Here is a 25,391-nt window from a genome sequence, read left to right as displayed (position 1 = left end):
TGGGCCGCCGAATCTAGGGAGAGACGGGGCCGGGCGCTGCATATCTTGCCCGGTCCGCGGCCTGTCCTGCGACGTCGGCTTCCATCCAGGGGACCGGCCCGTTGGCATGCCGGCGAAACCTTGACTGCAATCGCGAGGGTTGTATCCCTTGAACCGGACAGCTTTTACGGGGATTGGGGCGGTGCTGGCGGGCTTCGGCCTTGTCCTGACGCCGTGCCTGGGTGCCGGGACACAAGCCGACGGCTCCGACCCGCCTGCCGCGGGGCCGGGCTCGGGACCGGCCTTGACGCTCCTGTCCGGTCCGGCCGTCCAGGACGGGCAGACTCCGCCCCCGCCGACTCCGGGGCTTGGGGGGGCTGCATCGACCGGGAAGGACCCGTTGCCGCCGGCCCTGCCGCTGTCACCCGCGGGCGGGCAGGGGCGGGGGAGTAGCCCGACATCGGCCCGGCCCGGGCCCGACGGCGGGAACAAGCTCGACGCCAAGGGCGGCAAGGCCGATGCCGCGATCCAGCCGCAGGAGGTCCGGTTCGAGGACAACGGGCTGGTCACCCTCCACACCAACGAGCTGGACGTCCGCCAGTTGCTGGAGCTCCTGAGCCGTCGCGGCGGCCTGAACATCCTGATCTCGCCCAAGGTCTCCGGCACGATCACGGCCAACTTCGAGAAGATCGCGCTCGAGGACCTGCTCAAGTCGGTCCTCAAGCTGGCGGACCTGGTCGAGAAGACCGAGGGGGACATCCGCTTCATCTACTCGCGGGAAGAGCTGAAGGACGATGCCGAGAACAAGAAGAAGGAGCGGATCATCACCAAGGTCTACCGCCTGAACTACGTCCGGGCGGACGAGCTGATGGTGATGCTCACCCCCTTCCTGAGCGAGGACGTCGGCCGCAAGCGGTTCGCGACCACCCCCAACTACCAGTTCGGCGTCAGCGAGGCCTCCACGCTGGCCACGGGCGGGAGCATGGGGACCGGGATGGGGGGGGCGGTCGGCGCGGGGGGGGTCGGCAGCGGTGCGGTGGTCAGCGGCGGCGCCGGGACGATCCAGCGCGGTACCCAGCCGGCGACGGGCGGTGCCTCGATGTCCGGCAACGACGTGCTGGTCATCCAGGATTACGAGTCCAACCTCAAGATCATCGACCAGATCGTGGCCCGGCTGGACATCCAGCCGGTGCAGGTGCTCATCGAGGCGGTCATCATCAGCGTGGAGCTGGACAAGGAGCAGCAGCTCGGCGTCAACTTCGCGGTCGTCGACAACCTGGGCCAGCAGCTCGGCGTGGTCGGCGCGGGGGCGGCCCTGAACGCCAACACCGGCTTCACCCCGGCGCAGGTGCTCACCGCCGCGGGCAAGATCGCCTCCGGGACGCCGGTGGACCCCGCGGGCTTCGCCTCCTCGACCAACGGGATCAAGTACGGATTCGTCTCCAACAACATCACCGGATTCATCCGGGCGCTCGAGACCGTCGGCAGCACCAAGGTCCTGGCCAGCCCGCGGGTCCTCGTGCTCAACAAGCAGCGGGCGGAAATCCAGCTCGGCTCGCGGCTGGGCTTCCGGACCCTCTCGCAGAACTTCACCAGCACGATCCAGCAGGTCCAGTTCCTGAACGTGGGCACGCTCCTGAGGCTGCGGCCGTTCGTCTCCAGCGACGGCATGGTCCGGCTGGAGATCCACCCGGAGCGGAGCCAGGGGGCGGTCGTGGATGACCTCCCGAGCGCGACCACGGCGGAGCTGACGACCAACGTGATGGTCCCCAACGGGGCGACGCTGGTGATCGGCGGCCTGATGGAAGACGAGGACGATTACCAGTCGCAGGGACTCCCCGGCCTCAGCCGGTGGCCGGTGGTGGGCCACCTCTTCGGGTTCAAGGACAAGCTGGACAAGCGGCGGGAACTGGTCGTCCTGCTGACGCCCCACATCTGGTCGCCGGAGTCGGCCGGCCAGGAGATGGCGGCGGCTTCGGCCCGCAAGCCGCAGGGGGCGGCCGCGGGGGCGTCGCCCCTTTCCGTCGCCGCCGCGGCGCCGCCTGCGGCCGCCCGGACCTCCTGGACGCGAGGGCGCCGCGCCGGGACGCCCGCCGGGGCCATCGGGGCCGCGGGCACGAGGGACCTGGCGATCACCGCCGCCGGCGCCGCGACGCCTCTCGCGGGGGGCCCGAAGCGGCCCGACCGGGGCGCCGCCGCCTCGCCGTCGGCCCCGGAGATGGAGTTGGCGCCCGCCCCGACGCCCGCGTCGCCATCGCCCGGGAACAAGCCCGGGCCGAGCCCCTCGTCCATGGAGAAGGCCTTCTTCTCCGGGACCATGCTCCTGCGAGCGGAGACGATCGACGCCTCGAAGGCCGAGCTCAAGGACACGCTCGAATCCTCCGATCAACCCCAGGCCCCGGCCGTCGCCGCGGCCCGAACGGGGCGGCCCTCGAAGCCGCCGAAGTCGGACACCGGCGTGGCGCGGGCCTCGATCGAGGCCCGCGAGGCACCTCGTCACGCCGGGTCGAACATCCCGGACCTGACGCCCGTCCCGTTCACGCCGGCCGCGACGGCCGCCGCTCCCGCTCCCGCCGCACCCGCCGCCGCCAGGCGGCATGTCGTCGCCGCGGGGGAGGATTTCGGCTCCCTCTCGGAACGATATTACGGCTCGTCCAACCTCGCCCGGCCCCTCTGGTGGGCCAACCGGTCCGCGGTCGCCTGGCCCGGGGCGTTGGGCGCCGGCACCCGCCTGGTGATCCCGCCCCGCGACCAGCTCCAGGACGTCCCCGCCGCTCGGCCCCCGGCGCGGCCACAGCCACAGCCACAGCCACAGTCCGGGTCCGCGCCGCGACCGGCCAGGCAGGCGACCCGCGATGCCGCGATCCAGCCGGCGACCTACGGCCCGGTATCGGCCGGCGTGCCGGCCGCCGCGCCGACCGCGGCCGCATCGACCCCGTCGCCGGCCGCCCCCGAGGCTGCTGAGGTCCTCCCGGCCGATGCCGGCCTCGTGATCCACGTCGTCCGTCGCCGGGAGACGCTCCGGAGCATCGCCCAGGATCGGCTCGGCGATCCGGGCCGCGGCGGCGAGATCGCCGCGCTCAACCAGGACATGCTCGCGGAGGCGGGCGGCGTGAACGTCGGGATGCGGCTGCTCCTGCCGGCCGATGCCCGGCCCCTCAGCCGTGCAGCAGGTGGAGCTGATAAGTGAGCAGGGCGACGTAAAGGGCCAGGACCAGCGGCAGCAGGTAGCCGACCCGGAAGCGAGTGCCCCAGAACGGCCAGTTCTTGAAGACGACCAGGAACGGTAGCCCCGCCGCGGTCAGGCAGTATTTCGCCATCAGGAAGGGGCCGTGGCCGTGCCCCAGGAAGTGCCGCATCACGGGGTTGATCTCCTCCCCGTTGCGGTCCAGCAGCTCGATCGTCAGCAGGCCGTCGATGAGGCTCAACGCCAGGATCGCCAGGGTGAAGGCCAGGGTGGTCGCGTCGAATCGATCCAGGAAGTAGGCCCCCACCCGATCCGGGGCCCGGCGGACTCGCCCGCGCCGGCCGAAGATCCGCAGGGCGTCGAGCGGCCCCGTCGGTCGCCTCCGCCGGTCGGGGATGTCGCGACGGAAAGGGGTGGCCGGGGCCTCGCCGGCTCCGGATCCGGCTCCGCAGGGTTCCGGTCGTCCGTAGGTCATGTTCGCGGTGGTTCCTCGTGGCCTGCATCGTGCATCGGCGATGGGTCCGTCCCCTCGCCCGGGGGCCGAGGTGTGGCCGCCACTCGAAAGTACCTCCGGGTGGGTCGTCCGGGACCCGTTGATGACCGGAAGCAACCGCCCCGATTCCGCGCGACAACATCGCCATCTCGGGGCATCAGACGATGAGCATCGCGTCGCCGTAGCTGAAGAACCGGTAGCGTCGCGCCACGGCCTCGCGGTAGGCCGCGCGGATCAGCTCGACGCCCGCCAGGGCGCTGACGAGGACCAGCAGGCTGCTCCGCGGGAGGTGGAAGTTCGTGATCAGGGCGTCGAGCCCCCGGAAGTTGTGCCCGGGGCGGATGAACAGGTCGGTCGGGCCGGAGAACGCCGCGATCGAGCCCCCGGCCGCGGCCGACTCCAGCGTCCTCGCCGAGGTCGTGCCCACCGCCACGACCCGCCCGCCGGCGGCCCGGCGGGCGTTGAGGGCAAGGGCGGCGTGGGCGGTCAGCTCCGCCCATTCGGCGTGCATCACGTGGTCATCGATCCGCTCCGCCTCCATCGGCCGGAACGTGCCGATGCCGACGTGCAGCGTCAGGTCGACCCACGAGATCCCCTTCGCGGCCAGGTCCCGGAAGACCCCCTCGCTGAAGTGGAGCCCGGCCGTCGGCGCCGCGACCGAGCCGGGACTCCGGGCGAAGACCGTCTGATACCGCTCGCGATCCTCCTCGCCCGCGCGGCCCTTGCGGATGTAGGGGGGCAGGGGGATCCGGCCATATCGATCGAGCAGCTCCAGCGTCGACGACGACGGCGTCGACGAGGGCATCGGCCGGACGACCCACCGGCCCTCGTCGCCGCGGGATTCGAGGCGCAGTCGGAGGCCGCGATCGCCGTCCTCGCCGATGACGACGCACTCGCCGGCCGCGGGCCGGCCGCGGGTGGTCGCCAGGATCTCCCAGCCGCCTCCCTCGATCTCGCGGAGGAAGAGCCCCTCCCACTTGCCGCCGGTCGCCTCGCGGCGGCCGATCAGCCGGGCCGGGACGACCCTCGTGCAGTTCCTCGCCAGGATGTCGCCACCGCCCAGCAGCGCCGGGAGCTCGTCGAACCGATGGTGCTCGATGCGGCCACCGTCGCGGCGGACGACCATCAGCCGGGAATGCTCGCGGGCCGCCGCCGGATGCTGGGCGATCAGCTCATCGGGCAGGTCGAAGTCGAACTCGGAGGCGAGCACGCGGGTGGCTCCGGGGGGGTGGGCTTGAGCGGAAGCAATCGCGAACGAGGCCCCCTTCACTCCCGGAACCAGGCTCGGCCCGATGGAGTCACCGGACGCCGTGGACTCGACGAGGATGGGCTGGCGCACGGAGGATCTGTCCCACAAGGCCGGGGGCTGAGGGAAACGGGGACTGGCTCCGAGTCTTCGAGGCGCCTGTCCCCCTTTCCCGGGCTCGTGGACCTCCCCGCTCGGGACCGGGCCCCATCCAGACTCGTCCCCAGGGAGGCCGACGATGAGCCAGGCTACCCCCGAGCCCCTCGCGGCGAAAGTGGAATCCTGCGGCGGGACCGCCTGCTCTCGTTCCACCACAGGCCGCCGCCGGGATCTTCTACCTGAGAACCAATCCGGTCGCGTCGGCCTCACTCCCGGCGCACCATCTCCGTCCACCCCAACGGATTTGCCCAGTACTCGAACACGTCCCAGCCGCCGCGGGCGGCGAAGGACCGCAGATGGGATCCGGAGGGCTTGATCCACGGATGGGGACGGGGGGAGGAATTGAGCCACAGATAAACACAGATGAACACCGATGGGGAGAGAGAGAGGGATCGGAGGGAAGGAATGGGGATGAGGAGAGGGAGGGGAAAGTAGAAAGGGGTGGGGCTGGGGGGATGAAGGGGCTGGGGTCGGAGTCGGATTTGGAGTTGGAGCGGGCCGGCGGAGAGTCGGGATCCCCTAACCTGAATTCGGGATTTGATTCCAAATCGAATCAGTGTTTATCGGTGTCCATCTCTGGCTCAATTCCTCCCCCCGTCCCCGTCCGTGCCATCCGCGCTATCCGTGGTAGAAACGCTTCCCTCTCGGGAGTTCGGGGCGGGGAGAAGAGCCCCGATCGATCGAAGCGTGATTCAAATCTCGAGCTCGCGGAGTCGCTCTCGGATCATGGCCTCGATGGCCTGGGCGGTCTGGCGGTAGACCTCCTGGTCGGAGCCGAAGGGGTCGGGGACGTCGCGGCCCTGTGGGTCAAGGAGCATGGCGTGGGGCGCCGCCTCGGGGACCACGTCGAGCAGGGCGTCCAGGTGGTCCATCGTCATGGCGAAGAGGTGGTCGGCCTGGCGGACCAGGTCGGCCGTGACCCGGCGGCTGCGATGCGACCCGAGGTTCCCGCCCAGCGACCGTAGGACTTCCACCGCCTGGCTCGTGGCCGGAGAGCCCCCGGCGGTGGCGACCCCCGCGGAAAGGACCACCATCCCCTTCTCTTCCAGTTGTTCCGCGTCGCAGGCATACCGGCGAGCGAGCAGAGACTTGCAGATCGCCTCGGCCATCGGGCTGCGGCAGGTGTTGCCGGTGCACACGAACAGGATGATCCGGGAGGACATCCGCACGAGCGTCCGTTCGTCGATGGCCCCCTGACGGAGGATGGACCAGCCCTGGCCGTCGACGCGGACGAGCGTGCTCTCCCGGCCCGACGGGATGGAACCCGAATCGACGACCAGGTCGAGCCCGCGGAGTCCGCGGAGGCCCGGAGAAGTCCCGGACGCGGCCTGACTCTCGGAGGCCTTGCCCATGGCCAGATGGCCGGGGATCAGCTCCAGGATGCCCCGCAGGAACGGCTCCGGAGAACAGGCGAGCGCGAGCTCCCCCGAAGGGGCGATCAGGTCCCGGGCCTCACTCGGCAGCCGGCCGGAGAGCCCCGCGTTTGCCGCCTCGGGAAGTTGCAGCACCAGAGGACCGGGCCAGAGCCTTTCGGCCAGTCGTCGACCGGCGGCGGGCATCGCGGGGGCCCAGTCGCGTGACTCCTCGGCCCCGCGCACCAGGACCGGCAGCGGCTCGTCCTCGGCCAGTCGGCAGAGGGATCGAAGCCGGCCCAGTCCCCCGGGGCTCAGGGTACTGGCCGCCAGGGCAGAGGCCGCCTCGGTCACGACGCCGAGCACACCGCCCTGGGCCAGGCAGGCGACCGACTGGTGAACGGCGTCGCGCGGATCGTCACACCGCGAAAGGTCAATCCACTGCGCCGGGGGGGAGGGCGTCGAGGAGGCTTCGATCATCGCTTGCCGGGGTCCTCGAGGAGTCCTGAGCGGGCCCGTTGCACGCCACGCATGAATGGCCCTTGCGGCGTCTCGCCGGCCGCCTGAGCATCATAGCCGAGGGTTCCGGGAGAGGAAATGAAATCGAGGGAGGGCGATGATTTGGCGCGGATACCATTCAGAAGAGGAGCGTCAGCCCTTCCAGCTCTCGGATCGCGGCATAGATGGAGCGAACCTGTTCCGCATTCTGAACCGTGATGTCGAGCGTGACGGCGAGATGCCGCCCCCCGGGCGTGCTCCGCACCGAGTGATCCAGCTCCGACGGCGCGGCGAGATGGCCCACGACGGCCTCGACGACCCGCCGCTCGAAATCGCCGGTACTTCGGCCGATGGCCTTGATCCGGTAGACGCCCGGGAACAGATGCGTCGACTCGAGCAGTTCCACCGAAGGGCGATGATCGACGTTTTCTTCCATGGGCCCCTCTTCCGCGAGATCCGCGGTCCTGTCGCGAGCTGGCGATTCACCAATTCATCTTAGGAGGCGGACCCAATCGGAGACAAATCGATGACGTCGTTTTTCGCTGTCGCCTCGGTTTCGCGGCCTCAACCCAACGAAAAAGGCCCCGGAGCCGAGAAGGGCCGGCGCCGGGGCATGCATCGGAATCGCCTGGTTGGTGGGGCTGAGGCGGGGAGCGTCGCCTGGACGATCCGCGCCGGGCATGACGGCCAGGTGGGGTCGCGTCCAACGGCGAGCGTACCGGTCGGTTACGCCTCAAAGCGATGGCGGGCATTACTTCTTGCGATGGCGGATCCGGCTGCGCATCCGACGCTTCTTCCGGCCGACCTTGCGGCGACCCTTTCCACGGCGACGACTGGCCATGCGTTCTCCTCGGGGCTTTCGAAAATCAGGACCTGCGGTTCCAGGTATCCGACGGCGTCACGATCAAGTCGGAGGGAAAACCTAAGATATAACCGACGCCCGGCTTGATCTCAAGGGATCCTGGTCGGGACCTCTTGCCCCGTTGTGGATTTGGCCGGGCCTTGCTGTCGCAAATGCACGGAACCGATTGCCGACGGATCCCGCGTCTCGATTCGATGACGCATCCGAGATGGGTTGCAGGACCGGCGGGACACGGACAGAAGGCCGGAAGAGGTTGGCGGCATTCGTGGGCGGTTGGTCCGGGCTCCTCGAAGAGGAGTTATCGGTCTGACGTGAGTCGGTTCTTCGTGAACGACCGGAGGAGATGGTAGGGGGTCCAGAACAACATCAGCATTCTCGGTCTCCTGAGTCGTCGGCGTGGCCGGGGTTGGCGGGCACGATCGCTCCAAACGATCGTTGAGCAAGTCGCGCGCCGCGGTTCCGCAACTTCCTGATCGCCGAATTCTATCAGACTTAAGAGTCTCTCTTATTAAGGCATTGCGGAAAAAACGGAGAAGAACACCGAGCGGGCGCTTTTCGCGCGGCTGCGCTCGGTGTTGCACGTTTCGCGGGCAATGTTTGCCTCGGGCCGAGGTAAATGCGGGCAGGATGAGGAGAAGGCGGGGGTGAGAGGCCCGAATGCCACGAGTGGGATAGAAGACTTATCGAGGTCGGGTCGGCCAGTCCACGCGGGAGAGGTCGGCCAGGGCCAGCAGGAGGGCCTGGGTTCCCTTTCGACCCAGGCCCTGGGCCTCGACGGCCCGGTAGAGCTGCTCGGCCAGGGCGAGGCCGGGGAGGGCGAGCTTCATCCGCCGCGACTCCGCCAGGGCGATGCCCATGTCCTTGAGGAAGTGCTCGACGAAGAAGCCCGGCTCGAAGTTCCCGGCGATCATCCGCGGGCCGAGGTTCGCCAGGCTCCATGAGCCCGCCGCGCCGCTGGAGACGCTCTCGAGCACGGTGTTCAGGTCGAGCCCGGCCTTATGCCCGTAGAGGAGGGCCTCGCAGACCCCGATCATCCCGGACGTGATCAGGATCTGGTTGACCATCTTGGTATGCTGGCCCGAACCGGCCTGGCCCTGGTAGACGATCACCTTCCCCATGGCCTCGAAGAGCGGCCGGAGGGCCTCGGCGACGGCCTTGTCGCCGCCGATCATGATCGACAGCCGCGCCTCGCGGGCGCCGATGTCGCCGCCGGAGACCGGCGCGTCCACGGCGTGAAGTCCCTTCGCCCTGGCCGCCCGTTCGATCTCGACGGCGAGCGCGGGCTCGCTCGTGGTCATGTCGACCACCACGGTCCCCGACTTCGCGGACTCCACGATCCCCTCGGCCCCCAGGATCACCTCGCGGACGTCGCGGGGGTAGCCCACGATCGTGAAGACGACGTCGGACGAACGGGCCACTTCGGCGACCGAGGAGGCGACGGAGGCCCCCTTCTCCGCCAGGCTTCGTGTCTTCTCCGCGGTCCGGTTGTAAACCGTGGCCGAATATCCCGTCGCGATCAGGTGGCCGCACATGGAGGAACCCATCACGCCCGTGCCGATCCAGCCGATACGGGTTTTGCCGGGGGCGAACGAGAGATCCATGGCTGTCTCCAAGATCAGTTGCGGGATGATGTTGCGTTGAGGAGACTTTGCCCGAGCCGGACTCCCGCCGCGGCCAGGACGTCTTGAGCCCGTGCGTCCCGGGCCATTACAATCTCTTCTCCTCGCCCGATTATACCGACCGCGAAGGAGCCTGCGAGACGCTCGCCATCCGCGGCGATCCCGCTTCAACCCTCCTTCGATCCCGACACCAGGGCCATCCATGCAAGAATCACTGATCCAGTCGTATCTCGGTCGCAAGTCGGTTGCGGAGGTCGCGCCGGGCTTCCTTGCGTATCTCGCCAATCTCCAGACGGTCGCCGCCGTCGCCCCCGATGTGGCGCGGACCGTCGTCCAGGAGCTCGCCGACCAGCGGCGGAACATCAAGTTCATCGCCAGCGAGAACTACTCGTCGCTGGCGACTCAGTGCGCCATGGGGAACCTGCTGACGGACAAGTACGCGGAGGGCATCCCCCATCACCGGTTCTACGCCGGCTGCGACAACGTGGATTCGGTGGAAGACCTGGCGAACGAGCGTGCCCGCCGGCTCTTCGGCGCCGCGCATGCTTACTCCCAGCCGCACAGCGGGGCCGACGCCAACCTCGTCGCCTTCTGGGCGATCCTCCGGGCGAAGGTCGAGCTGCCGGCGATGGCCAAGATCCTCGGCGCCGAGGATCCGGACAAGCTGGTGCCGGCCGACTGGACGAACATGCCGATCGCCCGCTGGAACGAGGTCCGCCACGCGCTGGGGAACCAGAGGCTCCTCGGGATGGACCTGGCCTCCGGCGGCCACCTCACGCACGGCTACCGGCTGAACGCCTCGGGCAAGATGTTCGAGGCCCACGGCTACACGGTGGACCGGGAGACGCTGCTCCTCGACTACGACGCGATCGAGAAGCAGGCCCTCGAGGTGAAGCCGCTGATCCTGCTGGCCGGCTTCAGCGCCTACCCGCGAAATATCAACTATCGCCGGATGCGCGAGATCGCGGACAAGGTCGGGGCGGTCCTGATGGTGGACATGGCCCACTTCTCCGGCCTGGTCGCCGGCAAGGTCCTCACGGGCGAGGAGAACCCGATCGCCTACGCCGACGTGGTGACGACCACGACGCACAAGACCCTGCGCGGGCCTCGCGGCGGGCTGGTCCTCTGCAACGAGGCGTTCAAGGAGCACGTGGACCGCGGCTGTCCGCTCGTCCTGGGCGGCCCCCTGCCCCACGTGATGGCCGCCAAGGCCGTGGCCTTCACCGAGGCCCTCCGGCCGGAGTTCTCCACCTATGCCGCGAAGATCGTCGAGAATGCGCGGGCGCTCGCGGAAGGCTTCCTCAAGCAGGGCCTCAAGGTCATCAGCGGCGGGACCGACAATCACCTCGTCCTGGTCGATGTCGGCTCCGCCCTGGGGATCACCGGTCGGCAGGCCGAGGAGGCCATCCGGCGGTGCGGGATCACCCTGAACCGGAACCCGATCCCGTTCGACCCGAACGGCCCGTGGTACACCAGCGGACTCCGATTCGGCACGCCGGCCGTCACCACCCTGGGCATGGGCCCCGCCGAGATGACTGAGGTCGCCTCCGTCGTCGCCGAGGTCCTCCGCGCCATCACCCCGGGCACCAGCAAGTCGGGCGGCCGCGACAAGGCGAAATACACGCTCGATGAGAATGTCGAGAAAGCTGCCCGTGCCCGGGTGACCGGCCTGCTCGACTCATACCCGGTCTACCCCGAGCTCGACCTGGCGTTCTTGCAGGAGCATTTCGGGGGGAAGTGAGCCGGGCGTCGAAGTCAACTATCCACCGGCGATGATATGAACGTCCCTTATAGGGTGTGTCAACGCTTCGCTTGACACACCCTACAATATCTGCGGACTCCCGTTTCTCTTGTCCTTCAGCCGCCTTTCCAACTCGTCATCGGGGGCACATTGAAGGAAGAGGTCGATCGCCTCGCGCAGGTTGTCCCTCGCCGCTTCGATGGAATCTGCCTGGCTCGCGATGTCAAGTTCGGGACAGTGAGCGACGAAGCCGTCCCCCTCGCGCGCGACGTTCATCGTGAGTCCTCGGTTCATCGATCGCCTCCTGTGCCGGCCATCGGCCTCGCATAGTCGTCCGAGTACCGCGTGATGTCGTCCTGCTGCCAGTTGCCGAAGGCCACCTCGAGGACCCGCACCGGCCTGTCGCCGCGGCAGGAGAGGCGGTGCGTGGCGTTGGCCGGGATCCAGACCTCGTCACCGGCCTGGCGGACGGACTCCTCGTCGCCGACCTGGACGACGGCCCCGTCGTCCAGGACGATCCAGAGCTCCGCGCGGCCGGTGTGGGACTGGAGGCTGAGTCGCTGGCCGGGGAGGACGGTCATCAGGCTGACGGTGCAGTCCTGATTGTTGGCATATTGCTTGAAGCTTCCCCAGGGGCGCTCGACGAAGGAGACGGGAGGCATCTCGGCCGGGATCGGTTTGATGACGTAGTCTGGCATGATGATTCGCTCACGGGATGAAGGACGCCCGATCCACCAGGGTGGGCTGTCCGCCGGACTCGACGACGAGGCCGCGGAAATTCCGCTCGGCGATGGCGCCGTAGTCGTGGCCGGCGCGGGCCGGGTAGACGCCCAGGTAGGTCAGCGGGACCGCGCCGACGTTCATCGTCCGATGGGCCGTATGGCCCGGGACGTAGACCGCCTCGTGTGGTCGAAGTCGGACCATGCGGCTCGCGCCGGTGGCCTCGTCCTCGAGGAGCATGACGCCCTCGCCGGAGAGGCCGAAGTAGAACTCGGCCGCGGGCCGCCAGGCGTGGAGGTGGCCCTTCGTCATGTGGTACTCGCGGCCGACCTTGCCGGGAACGATCAGCCCGATGCCGTAACCGAGGTCCCCCTCGCCGCGGGCCGGTTCCACGGCCGCGACCGAGTAGACCAGCGGGTTGCCGCGTTCGAGCGCGGACTCGTAGGCACGGACATCCGCGAAGCAGCCCCGGAGGTCCGCCAGGTGCCGGCGCACGGCCGGCTTGCCGTCGAGTGCCCCCGTGGACGGATCGTAGCGCGAGAGGATCTCGTCGATGGCGAGCATGGCGGATCAGGTCCTGACAGAAGCCTTCATCGTGGCGCATTCGAGGCCGACGGACGGGCCGTGGGGCCGGATCGTGTAAGGCCCCACGGCCGCGGGCACGATGAACGTCTCGGCGAAGCGGACGAGGAACGGCGAGAAGGCCCCCGCCGGGCTCTCCACGACGGCCTCCTCGCCCTGCACGAGGTTCAGCACGTTCACCCCGCCGCGAGTATCATGCGGGACGGTCCCGGTGAACCAGTGGCGGCGGGTCTCGATGAACTCGCGTTCGTGCAACCCGGTGCGCTCCTCGCGCCAGCCGTCGCCGCGGCCGACGGGCTCGATGCGATTGACGAGGTTCTCCCTCGTCCAGTCGGTCGTGCGGTCCCACTGGACGTTCGCGAGCCCGTGATCCAGGTGGACCGGCCGGGGCAGGCCGTCGAGGCCGAGCCGGCCCCAGTCCCACATCTTGAACGTGAAGATGTAGGGCGTCGCGCTGATCTCCAGCACCATGGACTCGGCTCCGCTGCAATGGACGGTCCCGGCGGGGATGAGGAAGTGATCGTGCTTCCGCGCCGGCCAGCGGTTGACGTACCGCTCCGCCGGGAACGGGGCTCCGCCTCCCTGGGCTTCGCGGAGGTCGCGAGCCATGGCCGCGCGGTCCACGCCGTCGCGGAGCCCGAGATAGACGCTCGCCTCGGGGCCGGCGTCGAGCATGTAGTAGCTCTCGTCCTGCGTGTAGTGCATGCCGAACTGCTGCTGGATGTACTCCGTGAGCGGGTGGACCTGGAACGAGAGGTTCCCGCCTCCCATCGTGTCCAGGAAGTCGAAGCGAATCGGGAACTCGTCGCCGAACCGAGCGTGGACAGCCTCTCCCAGGAGGGCCCGGGGCTGGTCGAATACCAGGTCGATCGAGGGGATTTCGAGCCGGACGTCGCCGAAGCCGAGCAGGAGGCTGTTCTCCTCCGGCACGCAATCGAAGCACCAGCCGTAGTTCGGCGCCGATCGATCGAGGTCGAAGGTCTCCTTCATCCACTGCCCGCCCCAGGGGGCGGGGTCGAAGAAAGGGACGACGCGGAACGGCCGCGTGACGGCCCGCCGCAATCCCCGGCGCACGGCCTCGCCCTCGGCGAGCTTCGGCTCCCGGGGGTTATTGGTGTCGAGGACGAAATCCCATCGGGCGATGAGCGGGCGCTTCCAGCGATCGGCCACGCGCCAGTCCACGAAGAAGGCCCGCTTGTATTGCAGGCCGGCGGCGAGCGTGCGGTTTTCGACGCCGAGATTGCTGGCCTCGTCGCGGCGGAATCGCATCTGCGCCTCCCAGCGGGCGAGATCCGCGTAGACCAGGACGTCCGGTTGGTGGATCAGCGTCGCGCCGCAGCCGACGATCACGATCAGGCCCTCCTCGACCCGATCGATCGCCTCGCGAGCCCGCCGCACGCGGTCGGCGTCGAAGAACTGCGGCAGCTTCAGGCCGCAGAAGAAGCCGAAGACGCGGTCGTCGCCGCCGAGGAACGGCGCGACCAAGTCGTCGACCTTCTGGGGCGAGAGCATGGCATCCGCCGATCGCAACACGAGGGCCGGCTCCAGCCGCGTCTCCAGCTCGCGTGCGAGATCGGCCTCGTGGACGCCCGGGTAGCATTCCACCGCCAGGACGGACCTGGCCGCGTGCCGCTTTGCCACGGCCTTCCGCAATCGATCCGCAATCGCGTCCCAGCCGGTCACGCACGCGTCCTCACCGTCCGGGACCGCGACGAAGGGGAACCTATCGTAAGTCGATCGTCTCATGGGTTCACATCCAGGGCCTGTTCGCGGAGCAGCCATTCCCCGGCCACGAGTGCGGCGTCATCGCCGAGCTGCGAGGCCGTCACCCGCACCTTGCCCCAGGGCGTGTGGGCGTGTCGTGCCACGAAATCGCGGATGGCGGGGAGGATGGTCTCCGCGCTCGCCATGATGCCGCCGCCCAGGATCAGGACGTCCGGATCGTACGCGTGGATCAGGTTCACCGCCAGCGAGGACCAGACGAGCAGGCTCTGATCGCGGATGGCCACCGCGCACGGGTCTCCGGCGGCGGCCTCGCGAAAGACGAGGTCGTACTCGAGTTTCGCGGCGTGACGGAGCGAGCTGCGGTCGAAGCCGGGAGCCTGCTCGGCGACGGATCGCAGCGTGGCCGTGGAGGCCTCGGCCTCGGCGCAGCCGACATTTCCGCAGCCGCAGGGCCTGCCGCCGTAACGGACCGTCAGGTGTCCGCCCAGGCAGCCGGCCTGCGCGTGCCGGCCGCGGAGGACGCGGCCCTCGATCACGACGCCCGTCCCGAGCCCGGTGCCGAAGGTGATCATGACGAGGTCGTCGCTGCCGCGGCCCGCGCCGTGACGCCACTCGCCGATGGCCGCCATCCGGGCGTCGTTCTCGAGCGCGAGGGGGAGCCCGAACTCGGACCGGGCCCAGGCCCGAAGGTCCAGCGAGGGCATGTCGCGGAACCGGCCGTATTCCGCCAGCAGCCTCCCCGAGGCCACATCCACGAGCGTCGCGATCGAGACGCTGATGCCCTCGCAATCGGCGATCGCAACGCCCAGCCTGGTCGACAGCCCGCGGAGCGCCGCGGCCAGGTCCGGAAGCCGCTCGGCGAGCCCTCGTTCCGATCGGGACGGGATCGAGTCGCGGTCGAGCACGCGGCCGTCGCGGACGAGGCCGAATTTGATCCGGGTCGCTCCGATGTCGCAGGCGAGGATGGTCATGGGCGGTATCCCCCGGCCTCGCGACGTTCCCACATCCGCTCGATTTCCTCGAGCGTCCGCCCCTTCGTCTCCGGGATCCAGCCGAGCACGAAGAGGAACGACGACAGGCTGACCGCCGCATAGATCCAGAACGTCCGGGCGGGGCCGATCGACGGGTTGTCGTGGAGCATGGGGAATGTCTGGGCCACGATGAAGCACGAGACCCAGATCGTCAGCGCCGCGAGCGACATGGCCCGCCCCCGCACCTTGTTGGGGAAGACCTCGGAGGCGAAGAGCCAGCCGATCGGCCCCATCGACATCGCGAACGCGGCGATGAACAGCATGATGCACGCCAGGAGCCCGTGGCCGTGCTGATGCGTCTGGAACATCCAGCCCACCAGCCCGAGCGCCACGGCCTGGACCGCGGTCCCCACCAGCAGGAGCGGACGACGCCCCGCGCGATCCACGAAGCCGATGGCGACGAACGTGAAGAGCAGGTTGACGAGTCCGACCCAGACCGAGGAGGTGAAGGCCGCATCCGCGTCGCCGCCGGCCGTGGCGAAGATCTTGGTGGAGTAGTACATCACGGCGTTGATCCCGCAGAACTGCGAGAAGGCCATGAGCAGCATCGCCAGCACGAGCGGCCTGCGGAAAGGGCCGGAGAGGAGCTCGGAGAAACGGCCTTCCTCTTGAGTCCCCGCCGCCCTGATGGCGGCCATCTCACGTCCGGCGTTCTCCGGTCCCCCCGCCCGTTCGAGGATGGCCCTCGCCTCGTCTTCTCGCCCGCGCTGGGCCAGCCATCGCGGGCTTTCCGGCACGGCGAGCAGGAGGCCGATGAAGGCGACCGCGGGGACGGCCTCCATCCCGAGCATCCAGCGCCAGCCGGTCGTCGTGTTCCAGGCCTCGTCGCCCAGGGCCTGGATCTGCCGGTTGATGAACAGGGTCAGGAAGATCCCCGAGACGATGCCGAGCTGGAAGAGCGTGCCGAGCCGCCCGCGATACCGCTCCGGGGCGATCTCCGCGATGTAGACCGGGCAGATCATCGACGACGCGCCGATGCCGAGGCCGCTGACGAAGCGAGCTGCCAGGAAGGGCTCGAAGCTCCGCGGGATCGCCGACAGGACGCCCGAGATGGCGTACAGGAAGGCGCAGACGAAGAGCATGGTCCGGCGGCCGAAGCGATCGCTCAGGATCCCGGCGAACATCGCGCCGGGGATGCAGCCGAGGATGGCGCTCGCACCGGCCAGTCCCTCCTGCGTGGGCGTCAGCCCCATGTGCACCTTGAGGTACGAGTTCGCGCCGTTGATCACGGCCGTGTCGTACCCGAACAGGAAGCCGCCGATCGCGGTCACGCCCGTGGCGAAGAGCACGTAGCGGGCCGCCGCCGCCCGATCGTGCGTCGGGAGGCTCGCGGAGGAAGGGCTGGTCATGTCTGCCTCATCGCAAGTCTGGTCCGGTCCGAGGCCGGCCGCGCGGGAGATTCGAGGCCGAATCGCCTCCGGACCATCCCCCATCTTAGCGGATCCCCGGCGGAATGCAGGGAGGTGCCGGCTCGACGCAAAGGAAGCCCGGGAATTACGATCGCGGCTGCGACCATGCCGACCGGCCCTCGAGGTTCTTCTGATGACACGCACCACCCGATCCCGCAGCCAACCGATCCGAGTCGCGGCCGTGATCGCCGCCGTCATGTTCGGCTCCGTCCCCTCGTCGGCCGCCGAGGTCTTCCTCCGTGCGAGCCAGCTGGGATATTCGCCGGGCGGCGTCAAGGTCGCGCTGGCATTCTCCGAGGCCGAATTGCCCCCGGTATTCGTCGTCACGCCGGAGGGTTCGGACGGACCCGCCTTCGAGGGCCGCGCGGCCGTCCTTCCGGGCGAGTCGTGGGGGCGGTTCACGTCGCACGCCGAGCTCGACTTCACCTCGCTGACGAAGCCCGGGCGTTACGTCCTCCGAATGGGGACGAGTCGCTCGCTCCCCTTCACGATCGCGCGGGAGCCACTCGCGGAGCTGCCCGACGCGCTCCTCGAGTTCATGAGGCAGCAGCGGTGCGGATACAATCCCTGGCTGAAGTCGAAGTGCCACCAGCTCGACGGGCGTACGGCCTACGGCCCGCGCGCGGCCGGGACCGAGATCGACGCCCGCGGCGGCTGGCATGACGCGGCGGACCTGCTCAAGTACCACATGACCTCGGGCAACGCGACGGCGCAGATGCTCGTCGCTTACCTGGAAGGGACGCGCCGTCGCGATCCGAGGTCCGCCGGGCTCGCGGATCGGGTGGACGCCCAGGGCGACCCCGGCGGCAACGGCGTGCCGGACCTCCTGGATGAGGCGCGGTGGGGGCTGGAGTGGATGCTGAAGCTCCATCCGGGGCCCGGCGAGCTTTATCACCAGGTCGCCGACGATCGCGATCACGCCGGGTTCCGGCTCCCCCAGGACGAGATCGCCGACTATGGCTGGGGAAAGGGAGGCGCCCGGGTCGTCTACTTCGCCGACGGTCGGCCCCAGGGCCTGGGCAAGTACCAGAGCAAATCGACGGGCGTGGCGAACATCGCCGGGCGTTACGCGGCGGCCATGGCCCTGGCGTATCAGGTCTGGAAGGACGACCCGCGCGAGCGAGCCTTCGCGGACCGCTGCCTGAAGGCCGGCCGGGAGGTCTATGCCATGGGCCGGGACCGCGAGGGCTCGCAGCAGGGCAATTCCTACGGCGCCCCGTACCGCTACGAGGAATCGACCTGGGCCGATGACATGGAATGGGGGGCGGCCGAGCTGCACCGCGCCACCGGCGAGGCCGGCTATCTGGGCGACGCGAAACGGTACGCCGCGCTCGCCGCGGCCGAGGGCTGGATGGGACTCGAGCGGGCCCCGCACTACGGCTTCTACCCGTTCATGAACCTGGGGCATTACCGGCTCCACGACCAGGTGGACGAGGAGTTTCGCAACCGCCTCGCGGGCTACTATCGCGTGGGGATCGAACGATGCGTGAAGGCCGGGCTCGGCAACCCGTACCGCGTGGGCGTGCCGTTCATCTGGTGCTCGAACAACCTGGTGGTGGCCCTCGTCACGCAGTGCGAGCTCTACGAGAGGATGTCCGGCGATGCGTCGTTCCGGGGACTGGCCGCGAGGAACCGCGACTGGCTGCTCGGCCGCAACCCGTGGGGATTCGCGATGTTCTCGGGCGTCGGCGGCAGGTCCCCGGGCGACGTTCACCTCCAGACGACGCGGCTCACCGGGCGGTCGGTCCGCGGGGCGCTCGTGGACGGCCCGGTCTACGAGCGGATCTTCCGGTCCCAGCTCGGCGTGTCGATCACCGAGCCCGACCCGCTGGGGCCCTTCCAGGATGCCCGGGCCGTCTATCACGACGATCTCAAGGACTACGTCACGAACGAGCCGACGATGGACGGCACGGCCTCGGCGATCTTGATGGCCATCCTCGGCGGTCGAGGGGGCTGACCCTCTGGACGACGAGCCCGTCAATCCTCGATGATCGGGGTGCCAGGAACGGACGCAGCGGCGTCCACGAAAACCGGAAGGCGGCAGCATGCTTGAGAGTCATCGTCGCGGGTTCCTCGCCCGAATTGGTGCCGCATGTCTCGCGGCGGACGCGTCGAAACGGCTGGTCCGGGCCGCCGAAATCGGAGCCGGTCGGCACCCGGACGAACTGGCCGAGGTCGAGGACTACTGGGCCGAGATCCGCCGCGCGTTCGACTCCGACCGCACGCTGATCAACTTCAATCACGGCGGCGTGGCCCCCGCGCCGATCGGGGTGCTGGAGGCGATGTTCCGCGACCTCCGGTTCTCGAACGTCGCGCCCGCCCACCAGATGTGGCAGGTCCTCGAGCCCCGGATCGAGTCCGTCCGACGCGAGCTGGCGCGAGAATTCGGCTGCGACCCGGAAGAGATGGCGATCACGCGGAATGCCTCGGAGTCGCTCGGAATCCTCATCAATGGACTCGACCTGAAGCGGGGCGACGAGGTCATCGTCTCGAACCAGAATTACCCGCGGATGCTCAACATGTGGGCCCAGCGGGCCCGCCGCGACGGCGTGGTCGTGAAGACGGTCTCCTTCGGCGGCCCGGCCCCGTCGCCCGAGAAGGTCATCGCCAGCTTCCGGGAGGCCATCACGCCGCGGACGAAGGTGGTCGAGATCACCCACGTCGTGAACCTGACCGGGAACATCCTCCCGGTCCACGCGGTCGTGGCCATGGCTCGCGAGCGTGGAATCCAGACGTTCGTGGACGGGGCCCATGCCTTCGCCCATTTCCCGTTCCGCCGCGACGACCTGGGCTGCGACTTCTACGCGACGAGCCTCCACAAGTGGCTCCTGGCCCCGATCGGCACCGGCTTCCTCTACGTCCGCAAGGAGATGATCCCCAAGGTCTGGCCCCTGCTGGCGGCGCCCGAGTCGCTGACCGGCGACATCCGCAAGTTCGAGGAGATCGGCACCCATCCGGCGGCCATCCACAACGCGATCGCCGGCTCGCTGGCGTTCCATCGATCGATCGGCGCGGACCGCAAGATCGCGAGGCTTCGCTACCTCCGATCCCGGTGGGCCACCCAGATCGCCGACGCCAATCCGAGGGCCCGGCTCCTCTCCCCGCAGGAGACCGAACGCGCCAGCGGCATCGGCCTCCTCCATGTCGAGGGCCTGAAGCCCGGCAAGCTGACGGAGTGGCTCTGGGAGAAAAGGCGCATCGTCACCGTCGCCATCACCCACGACGAGTTCGACGGCATCCGCGCCACGCCGAACGTGGATGCGTCGATTGAGGATGTGGATGTGTTCGCCGAGTCGGTGCTGAAGGCAATCAAGGCGATTGGGTGAGGTGATCTGATCGGGGCCCACGATCGAATGAGGGCAGGCCGACCGGGCTGGTGCTCCCGATGGAGGCATACCGATGGGGACGCAAGACGTGGGACGGGTGACGGCGGAAGTGAAGATTGAGAATCTCGAGGATCTTTGGGCCGTCGAGCAGAAGTTGAAATCCGCCGAGCAAGCCAGATCGATCACAATTCCCGATGCCCTCGTCGCCACGGGTGCAACGCTCCTCTCCCTGCCGACGAGGCTGATCAAGGAACTGGGGCTCAGCCCTGTCACCAGGAAGCGAATCCGGACAAGCACGGGAGTGGCCGAGGCCTCTCTTTACGAGGCAGTCCGGCTCACCATCCAGGGGCGCTCCTGCACGATGGACGTGCTGGAAGTCCCGGACGGTATTCCGGTCCTGATTGGCCAGTTGCCGCTGGCGCACCTGGATTTCGTCGTCGACCTCCGGAGCCGCACGCTGATCGGGAATCCGGCGCATGGCGGCGAGCATAGCTACGAGCTCTATTGAAAGGCGCACGCGGGCCACGCGGAAAGACGAGCCGCCCCGGATGGAACGGCTCGTCGAGGTGACGTCCGTCACTTCGCGGCGGGGCCGGCCTGAGCCTGGACCGGCCCCGGCGGATAGAAGTTCCGGAAGACGTTCTCGCGTTCCAGCGGCAGCTGGAAGCCGTCCGAGACGCGGGTCATGTAGAGGCCCCGGCAGAGCCACCAGAAGACCGACATCGCGCGTTCAGAGCCGAGGTCACTCTCCAGGGCGGCGTAATCCGCCGAGGTGAGCTGCCAGGGCGACTTGGCGAGCTTGCGGGCGTAGGCGTAGGCCCGCTGCTCGGCCGGCGGGAACGCGGACCAGTCGTCGCTCGCGAGCCGGCGGGTGCGGTCGGCGATCTCCGACTTGTCGAGCCCGCTCACTTCCATGAGCATCTCGCAGTGGCCCATGCAGTAGTTGCAGCGGATCGCCCGCGTCTCCACCCAGAAGAGGCTCTCCTCGAAGACACGGTCGGTGGGGGACTCGGCCCAGAGCGTCCTCGTCGCGTTGCTCCAGGGGAGCGCCAGCTCCGGGACGTATCCCAGGCACACGAGCGTCCAGACCACCTTGATCGGCCGGGCCGTCATGGCCGGCGGGAGCTTCTGCTTCACGTCGTCCCACTTCGGGATCGGCAGCCTGGTCGAGCGCCCGCGCTGGCGTTCGAGCCGGGACTGGAGCTCGTCGTAGGACAGCTCCGACCATTCGGGGTCGCGGTCCACGACCGTGTCGCCGTGATCCAGCAGCTTCGGCTTCTCGTTCCGGACCAGCGGCGGAGGGGTCATCTGGATGGACCCGGGCGCGAATTTCACGTCGACGGGAGCCAGGGGCCCGTTCGGCTCGAGCGGGAGGTTCAGCCCCAGGATGATGCGATCCTGGAAGTTGCCGTAGGCCCCGAGCAGCACCATCGAGGCGACTTTCTTGTCGCCGAACCGCTCGCGGAGCCGGGCGAACAGGTCGTCGCCGATCGTCGGCGCGGCGACGGTGAGCAGCCGCGCGAATTCAAGCGGCTCGCGGTCGGCCTCGGGCCAGGCCGCCGGATCTCCGGTGAGGGTCCGCAGGACGGCCTCGTCCGCGCCGGTGCGCTTCAGGTCGGCCAGGGCCGTGGCCTCGGAGTACGAGCAGTGATTGGCGTGGGCGATGACCCAGCGCATCTTCGCCCGCAGGGCCGGATCGAGGGGGCTCTTCGTCCGCTGGGCATGATCCAGCTCGAGCATCGCGGCCGTCGTGCGCGGCAACCTGGTCGCGACGGCGTGCGCCCAGGAGGGGAGAGGCTGGCCGCCGCCGGTGACGGCCGCCGGCAGGCGCTTCCAGGTCTCCTCGTCGATCCGACTCGCGACGGGGACCGCGGCGGGCGCCGCGGGCTTCTCCTGCGAGTAGTAGTCGAAGAACACGTTGTCACGCTCCAGGCTGAGCTGGAAGCCGTTGGAGACCCGGACCATGTAGTTGCACCGTGAGGCGTAGACGAGGACGTTGATGCCTCGCGCGAGGCCGAAGTCGCGGATCACCTGGCCGACGTCGTCCCGCGTGACCGACCCCGGATCGCCGGTCAGCTTGCGGGCGAACGCGAAGGCACGCTGTTCCTCGGGCGGGAAGCTCGACCAGTCGTCGCCCGCCAGCAGGCGGCTCCGCTCGGCGATCTGAGACCGGTCCAGGCCGGCGACCTCCCAGTTCATCTCGCAGTGGCCCATGCAGTAGGGGCAGTCGACCGTCTTCGTGACGACCCAGAAAAGGCCCTGGGAGAAGACCCGATCGAGCTTCCCGCGCGACTCTGCCCCGGCCGTACGCATCAGGGTTTCCCAGGCGGAGGCGAGCTCCGGCTGGTGGCCCAGGCAGACGAGCGTCCAGACGATCCGGACCGGCTTCTGGGGCGCACGGAAGTCGGCCGGCAGGCCGCGGACAACCTCGTCCCAGGTCGGGACCCGGACGCGAGTGGTCCGGTTCCGCTGCCGTTCGAGCTTCACCTGCAGGTCGTCGTAGCCGACGGCCGCCCACTTCGGGTCGTCCGGGACGATATCCCTGCCGGTCGGGCTGGCGAGCGCGGAGTTGCTCTTCGGGAATGCGAGCATCTGCCCCTGCAGACCGCCCGGGGCAAACTGTACGTCCTGTGGAGGCAACGGCCCGTCGGGCTCAACCGCGGTCCCCAGGCACGTCAGGAGCCGATCCTGAAAGTTCGAGTAGGCCAGCAGGAGGACCATCGCGACGACGTCCTTCTCTCCGTACGCCTTCACGAGCGCGGCGAACTCATCGTCCGTCACGGTTGAGGAGGCCACGGTCATCTTGCGGGCGAACCCCAGGGCCGCCCGCTCGGCGGGCGACCAGCCGGAGAGATCGCCGGTGCGAAGCGCCGAGGCGGCTTCATCCGAGAGGCCGGCGCGGCGGGCATCGGCCAGGGCGTAGGACTCGGCGTAGGCGCAGTGGTTTGCGTGGGCGGCCGTCCATCGCATGGCGGCGCGGAGCTTCGGGTCGAGCGGGCTCTTCGCCCGCTGGACGTAATCGACCCGCAGCATGGCCGCGGCGGTTCGGGGCATCTCGCGGGCGAGGCTCCGCGCCCAGGCGGGGAGGGCCTGGCCCGTGCCTGCGGTTGCCTCCGGCAGGGCTTTCCAGGCGTCCGCGTTCGAGAGCGGCGCGAGCGGCTCGTTCGCGCCGGCCGCGGCCATGGCCGGCGCGCCCAGGAGGATCGCCGCCAGGGGCGCAAGGAGTCGACGGTTCAACATGAGGTGGATCTCCCGGATGATCAGAACATGGATCGGAATACGGTCAGGATGGGGTCCGTGCCGACCTTGTAGTCGACCTCCTGGACCTTCTCCTTGCCGGAGTCGGACAGCGTCAGGGTGACGGTGAAGATGCGTTCGGCGCCGGAGGGCTTGCCGTCCCCCTTGACGGCGAACTTCTTCAAGGCCAGGCCCTTCTTCCACTGGGGATCCTCGACGAGGATCGAGGGGCTCCCTGCCTTGACGGCCTCAGGGGTCTTCCCCTCCGACCAGGCCGTGAGGGCCTGGTCCAGTGTTTGACGGGCCTTCTCCTGGGGCGCGACGGCCGGCGCCGAGGTGCCTTCGCAGCCGGCGAGGGCCGCGGCCAGTGTCAGCAAGACCATCCGACCGGCGGCACGGCGAGTGTCGACGTTATTCATGGGCGTATCTCCTGTCGCGAGGGGTTGGGCCGGGTCAATACTGGTCGGCCGAGACGACCTCGCCGCCGTTCATCGAGCCGATGGCCCGCCAGGTGTTGCGGTTGATCGTGTCCTTGACGAAGCGGACCGAGCCGTCGCACATCGCCACGTTCACCCCGCCGGGGTGGTTGCTCGAGACCGTCATCACGAGCCGCGCGGGGTAGAAGTAGCAGGACTTCTTGTTGGGCGTCGCGTTCGACTTGTAGATCGAGGTGTGGAGGAACCCGTCGATCCAGGGGGTGCCAGCGTTGGACTCGCCGTTGGTGGGGATGCTGGAATTGTCGGTGGCCTCGCAGTCCAGGAACGCCTGCTCCATGTTCGGGGGCCACGTGGAGCCGACGTAGACGTCGCGGCGGATCGTCGGGATGCCCTGGTTGAAGTCGCCGAACAACTTCTCCGAGGCGAGGGCCGTCCCGCTCGTCCCGTCGGTCACCTGGCTGAGGAGGATGGACCGCTCGGGGAAGAACGGACCGTTGGGCGCCGGCTGGTCCGTGTTCACCGAGCCGGTATCGGTCTCGCCGTAGGAATAGAGCGTGTTGGCCCCTTCGTTGAACCGATAGTTCGTCCCCGCCGTCCCGGACGGGACCTGCTGGCTCTCCGTCGGGCAGAGGAAAGAGCTGACCGTCGTGACCAGGACGGTCGTGTTCCCATCCTGCACGGGGATGGTCAGGTTGAAGTTGATCGAGTCATAGAGGGGCTTCTGCTCCATGAACGGCAGGAGCTGGGCGAAGCCGGAGTAGTTGTATCGCGACGTGATGTCGTACGGACGGGGAGGGCGCGTTCCGCGGCCGATCGGGAAGCGGCCGTGCGAGCTGAGGTAGTTATGCACGGCCAGCCCGAGCTGCTTCAGGTTGTTCGTGCACTGGGCACGCCTGGCCGCCTCGCGGGCCGACTGGACGGCCGGCAAGAGCAGCGCGATCAGGACGGCGATGATGGCGATGACGACGAGCAGCTCGATGAGCGTGAAACCGGCGCGCATGATCCGGGACTTCATGGTGAATCCTCTCGAGTACGGGGCGATGATGGATGTCGAAGGCTGACGAGGCGCGCACCCCGATCCGGTCGCGATCGTCGGATGCCCCGAGGATGCAGGACACCCCGGGACGGATCACGTCGCGAGCTGGCTCGATGCCGTGGATCAGTGGGCGCGTGGATGGACGGTCCCTCGTGCCCTGAACGCAGGGCACGGCGAGGACGAGTCAACGGTGTCGAGGAGGCGGCGTGGGAAGAGCGCCGCCGAGACTCGGGGTATCAGTCGGGGGCGCAGGCCTACAAGGCTCGCCCCGACGGTCAGGAGGCGGGGCAGGCCACGCGGGGAGGGTGGAAGATGGGATCGGCGAGGGGATTGGACCAGACGACTCGGTCGTCGGCACGGAGCGTGTCGCGAGCGAGCGCGGCCGGCTGGAGCGGAGGATGGACCGCCGCCCACTGGCTGAACCGGGGCGAGACGACCGAGGCCGGCACGATTGGCAAACCCGAGCGGCCCGAGCATGAGGGCCCATGGCATCGGCCCGGCGAGCCCTTCCTGGGCGAACGAGCCTCGGCGTCTTCATCGGGATCCACGATCGCTCCCAGGGCCTGTGTCTGCCGCAGGAACGCGAGCGGATCGTGGATTCCCGGGAGCTCGGCCGTGCCGTGAGAGCACCCCGCCCTCGCCTGATCCGGCGCGCACAGGACCACCGTCAGGAGGGCCAGGGCCGTCCCGATGAGGCGCGTCGACGTCCAGTTGGAGGGGCAAAACCTGGGCACCGGGGTGCGTCTCTCACA

At 68.9% G+C, this 25,391-nt stretch carries 20 protein-coding genes; 5 read left to right on the top strand and 15 right to left on the bottom strand.

Going from position 1 to position 25,391, the window contains the following annotated elements; all coding sequences use genetic code 11:
• The first annotated feature begins 148 nt into the window (after window positions 1–148).
• Window positions 149–3,169 carry a secretin GspD/PilQ domain-containing protein gene (locus G6O54_RS04220; RefSeq protein ID WP_165220465.1) on the top strand — a complete coding sequence of 1,007 codons (3,021 nt, stop codon included), beginning with the start codon at window positions 149–151 and terminating at the stop codon, window positions 3,167–3,169.
• On the opposite strand, the gene G6O54_RS04215 is transcribed toward G6O54_RS04220, so the two are convergent.
• The 5 genes from G6O54_RS04215 to G6O54_RS04195 all read right to left on the bottom strand — a co-directional run bounded on the left by G6O54_RS04215 (window position 3,138) and on the right by G6O54_RS04195 (window position 9,377).
• The gene (locus G6O54_RS04215) at window positions 3,138–3,641 is read right to left on the bottom strand and encodes a DUF5658 family protein (protein ID WP_165220463.1); all 504 of its coding nucleotides are present in this window, start codon (window positions 3,639–3,641) and stop codon (window positions 3,138–3,140) included. The two genes, G6O54_RS04220 and G6O54_RS04215, sit on opposite strands and share 32 nt — an antisense overlap.
• A gap of 175 nt (window positions 3,642–3,816) precedes the next feature.
• Window positions 3,817–4,869 (bottom strand): tRNA preQ1(34) S-adenosylmethionine ribosyltransferase-isomerase QueA, encoded by a 1,053-nt coding sequence (queA, locus tag G6O54_RS04210; protein ID WP_165220461.1) that lies wholly within the window; start codon window positions 4,867–4,869, stop codon window positions 3,817–3,819.
• A gap of 887 nt (window positions 4,870–5,756) precedes the next feature.
• Entirely contained in the window at window positions 5,757–6,896 is a 1,140-nt protein-coding gene (locus G6O54_RS04205; RefSeq protein WP_165220459.1) for an arsenate reductase/protein-tyrosine-phosphatase family protein, read from the bottom strand.
• Window positions 6,897–7,053: 157 nt separating this feature from the next.
• A complete protein-coding gene (locus G6O54_RS04200) occupies window positions 7,054–7,350 on the bottom strand; it encodes a YbeD family protein (protein WP_165220458.1) in 297 nt (98 codons plus the stop codon).
• 1,106 nt (window positions 7,351–8,456) lie between these two features.
• Window positions 8,457–9,377, bottom strand: coding sequence for an NAD(P)-dependent oxidoreductase (locus tag G6O54_RS04195; protein ID WP_165220457.1), 921 nt, complete (start codon window positions 9,375–9,377; stop codon window positions 8,457–8,459).
• A gap of 220 nt (window positions 9,378–9,597) precedes the next feature.
• Between G6O54_RS04195 and G6O54_RS04190 the strand changes: the two genes are divergently transcribed.
• Window positions 9,598–11,136 carry a glycine hydroxymethyltransferase gene (locus G6O54_RS04190; protein ID WP_165220456.1) on the top strand — a complete coding sequence of 513 codons (1,539 nt, stop codon included), beginning with the start codon at window positions 9,598–9,600 and terminating at the stop codon, window positions 11,134–11,136.
• Between the two features lie 81 nt (window positions 11,137–11,217).
• Here G6O54_RS04190 and G6O54_RS04185 read toward each other — a convergent pair whose 3' ends face one another.
• Genes G6O54_RS04185 through G6O54_RS04160 form a run of 6 tightly spaced genes read right to left on the bottom strand, consistent with a single transcriptional unit; the run spans window position 11,218 to window position 16,543 of the window.
• The gene (locus G6O54_RS04185; RefSeq protein WP_165220454.1) at window positions 11,218–11,430 is read right to left on the bottom strand and encodes a type II toxin-antitoxin system HicB family antitoxin; all 213 of its coding nucleotides are present in this window, start codon (window positions 11,428–11,430) and stop codon (window positions 11,218–11,220) included.
• Window positions 11,427–11,834: a phosphomannose isomerase type II C-terminal cupin domain gene (locus G6O54_RS04180; RefSeq protein ID WP_165220452.1), complete on the bottom strand. Its 408-nt coding sequence runs from the start codon at window positions 11,832–11,834 to the stop codon at window positions 11,427–11,429. Before G6O54_RS04180 ends, G6O54_RS04185 begins: the two co-directional genes overlap by 4 nt.
• Window positions 11,835–11,844: 10 nt before the next feature.
• Entirely contained in the window at window positions 11,845–12,420 is a 576-nt protein-coding gene (locus G6O54_RS04175; RefSeq protein ID WP_165220450.1) for a glucose-6-phosphate isomerase family protein, read from the bottom strand.
• A 6-nt stretch (window positions 12,421–12,426) separates the two neighbouring features.
• Window positions 12,427–14,184: a class I mannose-6-phosphate isomerase gene (locus G6O54_RS04170; RefSeq protein ID WP_165220448.1), complete on the bottom strand. Its 1,758-nt coding sequence runs from the start codon at window positions 14,182–14,184 to the stop codon at window positions 12,427–12,429.
• On the bottom strand, window positions 14,181–15,134 hold the full coding sequence (locus G6O54_RS04165; RefSeq protein ID WP_165220446.1) for an ROK family protein: 954 nt from the start codon (window positions 15,132–15,134) through the stop codon (window positions 14,181–14,183). Before G6O54_RS04165 ends, G6O54_RS04170 begins: the two co-directional genes overlap by 4 nt.
• Complete coding sequence (locus G6O54_RS04160) at window positions 15,131–16,543, bottom strand: sugar porter family MFS transporter (protein WP_165220444.1); 1,413 nt, start codon at window positions 16,541–16,543, stop codon at window positions 15,131–15,133. The genes G6O54_RS04165 and G6O54_RS04160 overlap by 4 nt, the downstream gene beginning before the upstream one ends.
• Window positions 16,544–16,736: 193 nt before the next feature.
• Here G6O54_RS04160 and G6O54_RS04155 point away from each other — a divergent pair, with 193 nt between their 5' ends.
• The 3 genes from G6O54_RS04155 to G6O54_RS04145 all read left to right on the top strand — a co-directional run bounded on the left by G6O54_RS04155 (window position 16,737) and on the right by G6O54_RS04145 (window position 20,437).
• A complete protein-coding gene (locus G6O54_RS04155) occupies window positions 16,737–18,560 on the top strand; it encodes a glycoside hydrolase family 9 protein (protein WP_165220441.1) in 1,824 nt (607 codons plus the stop codon).
• Between the two features lie 88 nt (window positions 18,561–18,648).
• Window positions 18,649–19,929: an aminotransferase class V-fold PLP-dependent enzyme gene (locus G6O54_RS04150; RefSeq protein WP_165220438.1), complete on the top strand. Its 1,281-nt coding sequence runs from the start codon at window positions 18,649–18,651 to the stop codon at window positions 19,927–19,929.
• Between the two features lie 73 nt (window positions 19,930–20,002).
• The gene (locus G6O54_RS04145) at window positions 20,003–20,437 is read left to right on the top strand and encodes a retropepsin-like aspartic protease (RefSeq protein WP_165220435.1); all 435 of its coding nucleotides are present in this window, start codon (window positions 20,003–20,005) and stop codon (window positions 20,435–20,437) included.
• Between the two features lie 68 nt (window positions 20,438–20,505).
• Here G6O54_RS04145 and G6O54_RS04140 read toward each other — a convergent pair whose 3' ends face one another.
• From G6O54_RS04140 to G6O54_RS04125, 4 genes are all read right to left on the bottom strand, one after another.
• Window positions 20,506–23,169 (bottom strand): carboxymuconolactone decarboxylase family protein, encoded by a 2,664-nt coding sequence (locus G6O54_RS04140; protein WP_165220432.1) that lies wholly within the window; start codon window positions 23,167–23,169, stop codon window positions 20,506–20,508.
• A gap of 20 nt (window positions 23,170–23,189) precedes the next feature.
• Entirely contained in the window at window positions 23,190–23,585 is a 396-nt protein-coding gene (locus G6O54_RS04135; protein ID WP_165220429.1) for a hypothetical protein, read from the bottom strand.
• A 34-nt stretch (window positions 23,586–23,619) separates the two neighbouring features.
• Window positions 23,620–24,618 (bottom strand): DUF1559 domain-containing protein, encoded by a 999-nt coding sequence (locus tag G6O54_RS04130; protein WP_250846713.1) that lies wholly within the window; start codon window positions 24,616–24,618, stop codon window positions 23,620–23,622.
• 296 nt (window positions 24,619–24,914) lie between these two features.
• Window positions 24,915–25,373, bottom strand: a complete 459-nt coding sequence (locus G6O54_RS04125; protein WP_165220426.1) for a hypothetical protein — start codon at window positions 25,371–25,373, stop codon at window positions 24,915–24,917.
• Window positions 25,374–25,391 lie beyond the last annotated feature (18 nt).

The sequence above is a fragment of the Aquisphaera insulae genome (assembly GCF_011064615.1).
Classification (GTDB): domain Bacteria; phylum Planctomycetota; class Planctomycetia; order Isosphaerales; family Isosphaeraceae; genus Aquisphaera; species Aquisphaera insulae.
This window is presented reverse-complemented; position numbering and strand designations above follow the sequence as displayed.

Coding starts and splice junctions, on each gene's coding strand:
- G6O54_RS04215 (WP_165220463.1), bottom strand. CDS start 3,641: ATGACCTACGGACGACCGGAACCCTGCGGAGCCGGATCCGGAGCCGGC.
- G6O54_RS04130 (WP_250846713.1), bottom strand. CDS start 24,618: ATGAAGTCCCGGATCATGCGCGCCGGTTTCACGCTCATCGAGCTGCTC.
- G6O54_RS04140 (WP_165220432.1), bottom strand. CDS start 23,169: ATGTTGAACCGTCGACTCCTTGCGCCCCTGGCGGCGATCCTCCTGGGC.
- G6O54_RS04175 (WP_165220450.1), bottom strand. CDS start 12,420: ATGCTCGCCATCGACGAGATCCTCTCGCGCTACGATCCGTCCACGGGG.
- G6O54_RS04190 (WP_165220456.1), top strand. CDS start 9,598: ATGCAAGAATCACTGATCCAGTCGTATCTCGGTCGCAAGTCGGTTGCG.
- G6O54_RS04185 (WP_165220454.1), bottom strand. CDS start 11,430: ATGAACCGAGGACTCACGATGAACGTCGCGCGCGAGGGGGACGGCTTC.
- G6O54_RS04170 (WP_165220448.1), bottom strand. CDS start 14,184: ATGAGACGATCGACTTACGATAGGTTCCCCTTCGTCGCGGTCCCGGAC.
- G6O54_RS04150 (WP_165220438.1), top strand. CDS start 18,649: ATGCTTGAGAGTCATCGTCGCGGGTTCCTCGCCCGAATTGGTGCCGCA.
- G6O54_RS04160 (WP_165220444.1), bottom strand. CDS start 16,543: ATGACCAGCCCTTCCTCCGCGAGCCTCCCGACGCACGATCGGGCGGCG.
- G6O54_RS04195 (WP_165220457.1), bottom strand. CDS start 9,377: ATGGATCTCTCGTTCGCCCCCGGCAAAACCCGTATCGGCTGGATCGGC.
- G6O54_RS04200 (WP_165220458.1), bottom strand. CDS start 7,350: ATGGAAGAAAACGTCGATCATCGCCCTTCGGTGGAACTGCTCGAGTCG.
- G6O54_RS04145 (WP_165220435.1), top strand. CDS start 20,003: ATGGGGACGCAAGACGTGGGACGGGTGACGGCGGAAGTGAAGATTGAG.
- G6O54_RS04205 (WP_165220459.1), bottom strand. CDS start 6,896: ATGATCGAAGCCTCCTCGACGCCCTCCCCCCCGGCGCAGTGGATTGAC.
- G6O54_RS04180 (WP_165220452.1), bottom strand. CDS start 11,834: ATGCCAGACTACGTCATCAAACCGATCCCGGCCGAGATGCCTCCCGTC.
- G6O54_RS04135 (WP_165220429.1), bottom strand. CDS start 23,585: ATGAATAACGTCGACACTCGCCGTGCCGCCGGTCGGATGGTCTTGCTG.
- G6O54_RS04165 (WP_165220446.1), bottom strand. CDS start 15,134: ATGACCATCCTCGCCTGCGACATCGGAGCGACCCGGATCAAATTCGGC.
- G6O54_RS04155 (WP_165220441.1), top strand. CDS start 16,737: ATGACACGCACCACCCGATCCCGCAGCCAACCGATCCGAGTCGCGGCC.